9 protein-coding genes, 1 tRNA gene and 1 pseudogene are annotated in these 10,516 nt (G+C 66.6%); 6 read left to right on the top strand and 5 right to left on the bottom strand.

Annotated elements, in window-relative coordinates:
* Positions 1-1,439: pseudogene (locus ACFE7U_RS08690) on the top strand (hypothetical protein); the annotation flags it as partial.
* 19 nt (positions 1,440-1,458) lie between these two features.
* On the opposite strand, the gene ACFE7U_RS08685 reads toward ACFE7U_RS08690, so the two are convergent.
* The 5 genes from ACFE7U_RS08685 to ACFE7U_RS08665 form a co-directional block, all read right to left on the bottom strand.
* Positions 1,459-2,379: an alpha/beta hydrolase gene (locus tag ACFE7U_RS08685; RefSeq protein WP_375409329.1), complete on the bottom strand. Its 921-nt coding sequence runs from the start codon at positions 2,377-2,379 to the stop codon at positions 1,459-1,461.
* An 85-nt stretch (positions 2,380-2,464) separates the two neighbouring features.
* Positions 2,465-2,902 carry a hypothetical protein gene (locus ACFE7U_RS08680; RefSeq protein WP_375409328.1) on the bottom strand — a complete coding sequence of 146 codons (438 nt, stop codon included), beginning with the start codon at positions 2,900-2,902 and terminating at the stop codon, positions 2,465-2,467.
* A gap of 130 nt (positions 2,903-3,032) precedes the next feature.
* On the bottom strand, positions 3,033-3,410 hold the full coding sequence (locus ACFE7U_RS08675) for a hypothetical protein (protein WP_375409327.1): 378 nt from the start codon (positions 3,408-3,410) through the stop codon (positions 3,033-3,035).
* A gap of 76 nt (positions 3,411-3,486) precedes the next feature.
* A complete protein-coding gene (locus ACFE7U_RS08670) occupies positions 3,487-5,328 on the bottom strand; it encodes a methylmalonyl-CoA mutase family protein (RefSeq protein WP_375409326.1) in 1,842 nt (613 codons plus the stop codon).
* A 164-nt stretch (positions 5,329-5,492) separates the two neighbouring features.
* Complete coding sequence (locus ACFE7U_RS08665; RefSeq protein WP_375409325.1) at positions 5,493-6,542, bottom strand: hypothetical protein; 1,050 nt, start codon at positions 6,540-6,542, stop codon at positions 5,493-5,495.
* Between the two features lie 299 nt (positions 6,543-6,841).
* On the opposite strand from ACFE7U_RS08665, the gene ACFE7U_RS08660 reads away from it, so the two are divergent.
* From ACFE7U_RS08660 to typA, 5 genes are all read left to right on the top strand, one after another.
* Positions 6,842-6,916, top strand: a tRNA-Val gene (locus tag ACFE7U_RS08660).
* Between the two features lie 212 nt (positions 6,917-7,128).
* The gene (locus ACFE7U_RS08655) at positions 7,129-7,479 is read left to right on the top strand and encodes a hypothetical protein (protein ID WP_375409324.1); all 351 of its coding nucleotides are present in this window, start codon (positions 7,129-7,131) and stop codon (positions 7,477-7,479) included.
* Between the two features lie 131 nt (positions 7,480-7,610).
* Positions 7,611-7,985, top strand: coding sequence for a hypothetical protein (locus ACFE7U_RS08650; RefSeq protein WP_375409323.1), 375 nt, complete (start codon positions 7,611-7,613; stop codon positions 7,983-7,985).
* 24 nt (positions 7,986-8,009) lie between these two features.
* Positions 8,010-8,606 (top strand): DUF2934 domain-containing protein, encoded by a 597-nt coding sequence (locus tag ACFE7U_RS08645; protein WP_375409322.1) that lies wholly within the window; start codon positions 8,010-8,012, stop codon positions 8,604-8,606.
* 270 nt (positions 8,607-8,876) lie between these two features.
* A partial coding sequence (gene typA, locus ACFE7U_RS08640) for a translational GTPase TypA (protein WP_375409321.1) occupies positions 8,877-10,516 on the top strand: 1,640 nt, incomplete at its 3' end.

Genomic DNA, 10,516 nt, shown 5'->3' with positions numbered 1-10,516 from the left:
TATCCTACCGCTTCATGTCGGCATCGATGCAGGACAAGTTCCGCGAGACTGCACGACGGCTAGGGATCTGGGTCGGTCCCGACGAGGCCCGCCTCGTCACGCAGACCGATCTGTCCGGGTTGTTCTTCGCGCGCGCGGCCGAACTCTATGCACGCCGCCCAGCGGGGCGCAGGCCGGGCGGCCGCATCGCGATGGTGCTGCCCCTCGCTGCTCTGAGCCGAGGTCAGTTTCGCGCGTTCCGCACGGGCGCCTGGACAGGTGTGGCGGTGGCGTTCAGCGAAAGCTGGGTGCTCGACAACCAGTCGGTCTCACCGCTTTTCCGAGTGCCGACCTGCGTGCTGTTTGCCGACGTCACGAGCGGTGCTGCTCGGATGACACCCGCCCGCGTGACCGCGTTCGCCGGCCGACTTCCCTTCAAGGACGCCCCCGAGGAACTGGCCGACCGGTATTTAAGCAGTACCGACGCTGATGCGCCGAGACCGGCAGACTTTCATGCGGGTTCGCCCTATCGCGCGTTGTTCCGCCAGGGCGCGACATTGGTTCCCCGGATGCTGTGCCTTCTGGAAAGGGTTCGAGCCGGACGCCTCGGCGGTAATCTCACGGCTCCCATAGTCCGTAGTCGCAGATCACAGCTGGAAAAACTACCATGGAAAGCGTTGCCGACTCAGCAAGGTCCAGTAGAATTGAAGTACATACACAACGTGTATGTTGGTGAATCAATCGCACCATTTCGTGTTCTAGGCACGGTCGAAGGGGTTATACCGGTTGCAGCCGAAGGAGCCGTTCTTGACGCAAAGCAAGCGGCCGAGCGAGGAGCTCCGTGGTTGGCGGCTTGGCTTGGGGAGGCCGAAACGACTTGGATAAAACACAGCGCTGGACGGTTAACATTGAAGCAAAGGTGGGATTACCACCGAGAACTGTCGGCTCAATTTCCGCTTCATCCCATTCGCGTGGTGTTTTCCAAGGCGGGCACGATGCCGGCGGCCTGCCTTATCGGCGAGGACGGCGTCGTGGATCACAAACTCTACTGGGCACCGGTCGAGACTTTCCACGAGGGGTGCTATCTCTTGGCAATCTTTAACAGTGAAGCCGCCCGCGCCCGAATCGCAGACATGCAGAGCCGCGGCGAGCAAGGCGCGCGGGACTTCGACAAGCTGATCTTCACCCTACCGATACCGTTATTCGATCACCGGAACGTCACCCATGCCTCGCTGGCTGTCGCGGCACGCGAAGCAGAACGCGTCGCTGCGGCCGTTACGATCCCGGTTGGAGCGACCTTCCAGAAGGCACGCATCCTTGTCCGCCGACGGCTCCAGGAGAATGGCGTGGCGGCTCGAATAGACGGCCTCGTCCAAACTCTTCTCGGTCCCGCTGCGAGATTGCCGACTGGCAGCCTTCATGATGCGCGGAATGCGGAAGTCGAGCCTGCTGAGATGTGAAGACCCAGATGCGATGATCTCAGGCGCGGAGCGCAGACATCACATCCTTAACGGCTCTTGCCTGGATCCCGTCTCCCTTCCGCAAATCCTCCAATACAGAAAAATGGTCCGTCCTCGGTACCGGCACCAACGCGCCCGCTCCATGCAATGCGCTCCGGTATGCGTGGAACGCCCGGCTGTTCTCGACAAGGGCCGGGAGTTCGGCGGTGCCGTAGGCCAGCATCAGCGGCTTGTCGATCAGCGGCAGGCGCAGGGGCGAGAGCGTCGCCATCTCCGCATCCGTCAGGCGCAGCTTGTCGTTGACGTAGGTCTCGCGCAGGGGGCCGAGTTCGTAGATGCCGGAGATCGCGAAGCCGGCCTTCACCGAGGGATGGTCAAGGGTCAAAGCGGCGAGGTGGCCGCCGGCCGACCAGCCCGAGAGGATGACGGGTCCGGCGATGCCGTAGCGCGGCCCTTCCTTCGTCAGCCAATCGAGGGCGGTGCGGATCTCGGCGACGATCTCGGTGAGCGTCGCATCGGGCGCCAGGGTGTAGCCGGGCAGCGCCGCCGAGTACCCGGCGGCAAGCACGCCCTCCATGATGCACGAAAAATTCTCGCGGGACCGCGCCTGCCAGAAACCGCCATGGATGAAGACGAGGCAGGGCGCCTTGGGGTCGCTCGCCGGGAACAGGTCCCACTTGTTGCGCTCGCGCGGGCCATAGGCGAGATCCACGGTCTTCGCGTTGGCCGCACGCATCTGCGCCGAGGTTTTGGTCCAGCCCTCGACCAGCGCGAGGCCTTCGGGGAAGGCGACGGAGTTGTTGTACGCGGCGTCGCGCTCTCGTCGCGAGAGCGTCGCCCAATTGCCGGGAGAGGCCACCAGCCCGTCGGCGCGTGCTGAACTCGCAGCAAGCATGCCCGTGGCGGCCATCAGGAGCGTGCGGCGGCGCAGGTCGGACATGGGCGGTCTCCGTGGTTCGACGGATGACCGTCTGGAACCCGGACAAAGCTTGGCCGACGGGAACGTTCCCGAAAGCCGCTGAGGCTCATTCCGCCTTGGACGGGCCCGCCTCTGGATCGGACGCCTGGGCCTTCTCCGCTCCCGGCTCCGCACTCGCGACGGCCTTGCGCTCGAGGATCGGCCGCAGGCGCTCGGCGAGCTCATGGCCGAGGTGGCTGGCATAGGCACCCTTGAAGTAGCGGGTGCCGGTCCCGCGGCCGTAAAGCCGGTCGTAGGCGGCGACCATCGCGTCGACCTCGGGCCGGCACAGGAAGCCCGTCACGCTGGCGGCCTCGTACCAGCGTCCCGCCCGCGCCATGGAGAGGCTGCGGGGGTTGGAGGCGACCGTGTCGGCGAAGCACTCGGTTGCCGCCTGTTCAAGGGGCAGCAGCACCGCATGGGCGGACCCCGGCACTCGAGGCGCGGCCATGGCCGACCCCGTGAGAGCGCAGGCGAAGAGAACGCTGCAGAAGACGGCTTTCATCGGGAAATGCCTCGAACGGGACGAATCCGGTCACGCACGAGTATTCACCGGGGATTCCGGCCGGAACAGGGCCGAATGTTGCTCTCCCGTTGCTCGGCGCGTCCGTGTGACTCGCGGACAACAGGCGTTGTCAGCCCCGGCGTTCGGCGTTCCAGCGACCGCTACAACGGATCGGACCGTTCGTGGTCCAGCTGCCGTTGCCCACACCCTCCCGACCGAGACGGCCGACCACGTTGGCACTGTCGGATCCACGCGAGATCATCGCGCGCACGCTACCGTTGCCGCTGACCTGCCCGCTCACGTCGAAATCGTCGCCCGCATAGCTGGCTTGGCCGCGGGCGATCTTCACGCCGTACCGATAGGCTCGGTCGCAGGGGCCGTCCTCGGTGATGACCTCGATGCTCCAGTTGCCGTCGTATCGGCTCGGAACCGCAACCTTCTTGGCCTCGACCGGGACCGTCGTGATCGCGACGGCCAAGGCCGCTGCCGCCATGCTCATGCTTCGCATTGTCGCTCGTCTGATCAGTGATGGATTCCCTCCGCCCGGAAACCCGCGAGTCCCAGATCGGTTGCGCCCCTGGCGATCAGGCCGCAGCGGCCGTGATGGCCAAGGCGCCGGTCAGAAGTGCGAGGAGGTCGGCTCCGGCGTGAAGGTAGCCCGTCACGCCGGCTTGCCTCAGCGCATCCCCGAGATCGCCCGGCTTGCCGGCGAGGTAGATCTCGCGGGCGCCCGCCGCCCTGAGGGCACGCGCGGCGCCGACGGCTTCCGTGCCGTAGACCGCATCCGAGGAGCACAGGCAGGCGATCGGTGCACCCGACGCCGTGAAGGCCTGTGCCAGGACCGCATGGTCCGAGAAGCCGTCGTTGCTCAACGCCTCGATGCCGCCCGCCGCGAAGGCGTTCGACGCGAAGGTCGAGCGCGCATTGAAGACCGCCACGGGGCCGAGATTGGCGAGGAACACCGCCGGGCGTTTGCCGGTCCTGGCCAGCGAGGCGTCGGAGGCGTCGCGCAGGGCCTCGTAAGGTTCGGCAAGCCGCAGGGAGGGCAGGGGCTCGCTGGCCACGGTCACCGGGATGGCCGGCATCGCCGGGACCTCTAGGACTGTGACGGGCTGCTCGTACAGGTTCGGGAACTCGCTGGCGCCGGTGAGGGCCTCACGCCGGGTGGCGACGGCCTTCGTACGCGTCGCACGCATCGCCGCGATCCGCGCCTGGAGCTTGCCTGCACCGAGGCTCGCCACGATGCCGCCCTCTCGCTCAATCTCCTGGAAGCCGGCCCAGGCGGTCTCCGCCAGCGACTGAGTCAGGGCCTCGAAGCTGCCCGCCCCCGCCGCCGGGTCCGCCACCCGGGCGAGGTTCGATTCCTCGATCAGCACGATCTGGCTGTTGCGCGCTACCCGGCGGGCGAACGCGTCGGAGAGGCCCAAGGCGAGGGTATAGGGCAGGGCGGTGACGCTGTCGGCCCCGCCGAGGCCCGCCGAGGCCGTGGCGAGGCTCGTGCGCAGGATGTTGGTGAAGGGCTCGTGCCGGGTCATCATCCGCCAGGCTGTCTCGGCGTGCAGGCGCAGGGGCTTCGCATCGAGGCCGCAGGCGGCTTCGACCCTGGCCCAGAGCCGGCGCATGGCCCTGAACTTGGCGATGGTCAGAAACTCGTCAGCATCTGCGACGAGCAGAACCGCCACAGCGTCCCGCGCGCGCGCGAGATCGTGTCCACCAGCCTCCATCCCGCGTAGATAGGCGACCGCGGTGGCGAGCACGGCGGCGAGTTCGGCCCCTTCGCTCGCACCCGCCTCGTGATAGGGGCGACCGTCGGCGATCATGGCTCGGCCGGAGAAACCCGCCGCGTCGAATTTGGCGAGGAGGGACGCGGCCTCGGCGACGCCATTCCCGACGGAGCCACCCGTGGCAGCCATGATCCCGATCGGGTCGAGGCCGAGATCGAGATCGAGGACGTCCAATGCGTCGCCGCGGGCCTCCGAGAGCGCCTTGACGGCCCGGGCCGCTTCGAGCCCGCGCGCGCCGGCGTCGAGCCTCAGGCCGATCAGCGGCAGCATCACGCCCTTCAGCGCGGCTTCGAGCGCCGACGGATCGAGGTTGGTGAGCCCGTAGCCACGGGCGGCCGGGGCACCGGCGGCGACGAGGGTGAGCGCATCGGCGCCCCCTTCGAGATCGGCCATCGCCAGGGCGTTGGCGGCGGATGCATCGGGATGGTCGATGCGCTGCGAGATCCGCCACGGCCCGGCTGCCCGCATCGGCTGGGGCACCGGATCGGCAAGGTCGTAGAGCGGTTCGATCCGAAAGCCGTCGGCGGTCTGGGAGACGAGCCGCTTGTCGAAATCCGCGCCTTTCAGGACGCCGTCCACCACGCCGAGCCAGCGCTCGCGCGTGGCGGGCGGGAACAGGTCGGCGAAGGGGCGGTCTTCCATCGTCAGGGCCTCGCGAGCGTTGCGCTGGCCGAGCGTGGCCGGCCGCTGTTTCCAAAGCCCTCGCATAAGGAGGCGCGTGGAGGCAATCGCCTTCGCTCGCCGGTATCCGAACCCGGGGAGCCGGGGGCCTGACGCCCCGGCTCAGCGGCCGGGGCCAATCTCCTTCACGCGTTCGTCCAACCCTTCGAGACGGCATTGAGGACGGCATCCGACATCGCGATGTCGAAGACCAGCATCTCCTGGGCCACCTTCGTCGCGCGAAGGCGCTCCGCCAGGGCAAGGACCGGTTCGGGGATCGGCTCGGGGGTCGGGGCTGGCGCTTGGATGCCGAGGTGATCGAACAGCGTCGTCATGAACGCCTTGAAGTAGCTGCGGTGGCCGACGATGCCGACCCGGGACAAGACTTCGATGGCGACGATGGAATTGCCGGGATGAAGGCGGTCGTCGGGCAGCTTCGTCCCACATTGCCGGGTGAGCGGATTGTAGAGCAGCCTGTAGGCGCTCTCGGGAAGCATCCTGAACAGCCGCTTGAGGCCTTTCTGATCGTCGAGATCGATCTCGGCCATGAACTCGGCCGCGTCCGTCAGCGGCCCGAGGCGCCATCGCCGTGCCGGGTCGGCGGCGACGGGTGCCCGCGCCTGTAGCCAGAGGAGCCGCGTCGCCATCTCGACGAAAGGATCGTGGACGAGAAGGGTGGTGAGGGTGTCCTCGCCCTGCAGGAACCCTTCGAAGCGCGGCAGGATGATCGCACCGGTCTGGAACGACGACGTCAGGAACGGGCTTTCGAAGAGAACTCGCGCGATCTCTTCGGAGAATTTTCCGATGCCGAAATAGCTTTGTTGGAAGTGATCGAACATCGCCGTCTGGATGACGGTCTCCGGATTGATGCTCGTATTGACGAGAACGACCTTCTTCCGGATCAGATTCTCGTCGGGAACGCGTCGATAGATCAGGATGTTGGTTTCCACATCGTAGATCTCGAGACGTCGTACTTCGGCAAGCCCGGGAAACTCTGGCTCCTCGATCACGAAACGGCATTGACCGGTGGAGTGCCAGCCCGCGCTCCGGAGCGCGTCGTCGGTGAAACGCGCCGGGATCTCGCCGATGCGCTCGCCGTCGGCGACGACCGAGACGCGACTGATCGCGATGGGATTGTCCGGGACGACCCAGCCCCAAACGATGTGCCCCAGATCGGCGTCGATGTAGAACCGCATTCCTCACCGCTGACTGTTCGCTTCGCGCGCCGGACGGAGGTGCCGCCTCTCGCCCCCGCACCTGACGTGTGTACTCGATCGACCCCATCGAACCCCACCATTGCGAGCGCGGTGTCCGACGCGGCGAGGGCATAGCGCAATTCGGAGGGTTGTGCAGCGCGATGCTGGGATCGACGGGTCGCGGGCGGCACCGGTAGGTCAAGAAGGGATTATCTTTTCGCCCGGACACCGCTTCGGCTTGCATGGCCGCCGGGCAGAAGCTATAGGCCGCACCTCGCCGGGGCGGATCGCTCCGGTTCGGGCGCGTAGCTCAGCGGGAGAGCACTACCTTGACATGGTAGGGGTCACAGGTTCGATCCCTGTCGCGCCCACCATCCACACGACCGCCGATGTCATTGGAGCGATCCAAGGTGCGGTCGAGGACGACGAGCTTCGTCGGCACTGTCGATTCCATCCGATCTGGTATCTTGGGAAGGACGGTCACGGTCTTTTCATGTCCCCCGCTCGTGCGCGCGGGTTCATTCGCCGTTAACGCTGTTACGACGAACGTTCCCGAGGTCATGAGCGGACGGTGATGGAGAAGCCGATGCGACGCCTGATCCTCCTTGCGATTCTCGCGGGTCCGATTCTCGATAATCCGCGTCCGGCGATCGCGCAGGAGCCGATCTTCCTCCGCATTCGCTCGAACCCAGATCTGCCTGCGGAGGTCGGCGGCGGCCGGGAGACGATGACGCCCGAGGATCCCGATCGGCGAGCCTTCCTGTCCCGGCAAGCCTTCCTCGCCCGTGAAGCGGTCTGGGAGCGCAGCCGCGTACGCGCCGAGATCGCCATTGCGTCGATCTGCACCGGATGCCTGAAGGCGCTTCGGTCTCCGGCGTCCGGCGGTGAGGTCGAGATTCCGCCTCCGAGCCATATGCAAGCCAACCCGATCCCCTGAAGCATCGGTCGGGCCTGCAAGCACCGATGGACGGTCGATCGTGCCGTGCTAACCCCAACCCTCTCTCGACGGCGCTCGAAAGCCGTATCGCCTCCCCATCAAGTCTCGATCGACCAGCACCAGGTGAACGCATGACCCAATCGCATCCCACCAGCGGCCCCGTAGCCGATCCGGCCTGCCCGGTCTCCCTCGACCTGCTCGGGTCGGTGTACCGGGCAGAACCCGAGGACCTGCCCGAGATCCTGGCCGCGATCCCGGCGACGACACGTGCGAAGCTCGCGGTCTACCTCTATGGCAAGAGCCACATGCATCAGCTCGGCCTGACGGTGGCTCGGGCCTGCGAGCGCGAAGACCTTGTGCGGGTCGCAGGCGAGATCGGCTCCGTGGTGCATGGCCAGTCTCAGCTCAAGCCGCCGCGGGCGCCGACGCCGACCGCGGCCGCTCCCGCCCCCCCGAAGAAGATCAGCCTGGGCGGCTCGTCGGCCAAGGGCCGCAGCTTCGATTGAGGGCGGCCTGCGCATACATCGGGTATGGTCGGGCGCCCGATCGTTGAGGGCCGGGCGCCGGAATGCAGGATTAACCAACGGTTAACCATGCGCTTCCATCTTTCCTTGGGATCTGGACAGGAGAGCGGAATGAAAGCTGGCGAACATCAAGTCCGAGAACGGGCGTATTACATCTGGGAAGGCGAAGGCCGCGTCTTCGGCCGCGCCGAGGAGCATTGGTTCCGGGCCGAAGCCGAATGCATCGCCAAGGCCGCCGAACAGAGTGCCGCCGCGACGCTGACGGTGCAGCCGTCGGCGCCAGCGATCAGCGATGCACCGAGCCCGGCCAAGGCGCTCAAGCCCCGCTCGGCGCGGGCCGCGGGTGCGGCCTCCCGTGCGGTCTCCGCAAAGGCGGAAGACGCCGGTCGCTTCGTCGAAAAGGCCGCGACCAAGGTCGCCTCGGCCTCGAAGGCATCCCTTTCGAAATCCTCCGGCGCGAAATCCTCCGACGCGAAATCCTCCGACGCGAAGGCTTCAGCGCCGAAGGCTTCCACCGCGAAGACGTCAGCCGGCAAATCGGCGACCGGAACGTCCAAGTCCGCTCCGCGCAGCTCGGGTGCATCGAGCATCGCCCTGCATTGATGAGCCCCGGCGGTAACCACCGTCCCGAACCCGTCTCCCGCGAGGGAGGCGGGTTTTGCTTTTCGAACGCCGAATTCCGTGGAGCCTCTGCGAGGCAATGCCTTTCGTGCGCTGACCAAGCCTCGTCTTCGGACCCCGAACGAAGCCGCCTCTTGCCGGATCGGGCGCGACCTTATATTGCGGCGCGATAGCTCGATTTAAGGACCCGGCGCTGCCGGCTGCATTTCCGCAGCCCGTCGCGTGACGGGCTCGACTCGCTTCGGATACCCCATGAAGCTGCGCAACATCGCCATCATCGCCCACGTCGACCACGGCAAGACGACGCTCGTCGACAAGCTCCTGTCGCAGTCCGGGTCCTTCCGCGACAACCAGCGGGTCGAGGAACGGGCGATGGACTCGAACGACCTCGAGAAGGAGCGCGGCATCACCATCCTCGCCAAGGCGACCTCGGTCGTCTGGAAGGACACCCGCGTCAACATCGTCGACACGCCGGGCCACGCCGATTTCGGCGGCGAGGTCGAGCGCATCCTCTCGATGGTCGACGGCGTCATCGTGCTCGTCGACGCGGCCGAGGGTCCGATGCCGCAGACCAAGTTCGTGGTCGGCAAGGCGCTCAAGATCGGGCTGAAGCCGATCGTGGCGATCAACAAGGTCGACCGGCCGGACGCCCGCATCACGGAAGTCGTCAACGAGGTCTTCGACCTGTTCGCCGCGCTCGACGCCACCGACGACCAGCTCGACTTCCCGATCCTCTATGGCTCCGGCCGCGCCGGCTGGATGGCCACCGCGCCGGACGGCTCGCAGGAGGACGGCCTCGCGCCGCTGTTCGACCTCGTCCTCGAGCACGTGCCGCAGGCGCGCGTCGAGGAGGGTCCGTTCCGGATGCTCGGCACGCTGCTCGAAGCCAACCCCTTCCTCGGTCGCATCATCACCGGGCGCATCGCGTCCGGCACCGTGAAGCCGAACCAGTCGATCAAAGTCATCGACCGCACTGGCAAGCTCGTGGAAACCGGCCGCGTCTCGAAGATCCTGGCCTTCCGCGGCCTGGAGCGCGCCCCGATCGAGATCGGCGAGGCGGGCGACATCGTCTCGATCGCCGGATTGGTGAAGGGCACGGTGGCCGACACCTTCTGCGACCCACAGGTCGAGACCCCGATCCAGGCCCAGCCGATCGATCCGCCCACCGTCACCATGTCGTTCATCGTCAACGACTCGCCGCTCGCGGGCACCGAGGGCGACAAGGTCACGAGCCGCATGATCCGCGACCGCCTGTTCAAGGAGGGCGAGGGCAACGTCACGCTGAAGATCGAGGAGGCCGACGACAAGGACTCGTTCTACGTCTCGGGCCGGGGCGAATTGCAGCTCGCCATCCTGATCGAGACCATGCGCCGCGAGGGCTTCGAGATCGCGGTCTCGCGCCCCCGCGTGGTTCTGTCGAAGGACGAGGCCGGCGAGGTCTTGGAGCCGATCGAGGAGGTCGTGGTCGACGTCGACGAGGAGTATTCGGGCGTCGTCGTGCAGAAGATGTCCGAGCGCAAGGCCGAGATGATCGAGATGAAGCCGTCGGGAGGCAACCGCCTGCGCCTCGTCTTCCACGCGCCCACTCGCGGCCTTATCGGCTACCAGGGCGAGCTGATGACCGACACCCGCGGCACGGCGATCATGAACCGCCTGTTCAAGGCCTACGAGCCTTTCAAGGGCGAGATGCCGGGCCGCCGCAACGGCGTCCTGATCTCCAACGACAAGGGCGAGGCCGTGGCCTATGCCATGTGGAACCTGGAGGATCGCGGCCCGATGATGATCGAGCCCGGCGCCAAGGTCTACCAGGGCATGATCATCGGCGAGCACAACCGCGAGAACGACCTCGAGGTGAACGTGCTCAAGGGCAAGAAGCTCACGAACATCCGCAC

The organism is uncultured Methylobacterium sp. (assembly GCF_964251405.1).
Classification (GTDB): Bacteria; Pseudomonadota; Alphaproteobacteria; order Rhizobiales; family Beijerinckiaceae; genus Methylobacterium.
This window is presented reverse-complemented; position numbering and strand designations above follow the sequence as displayed.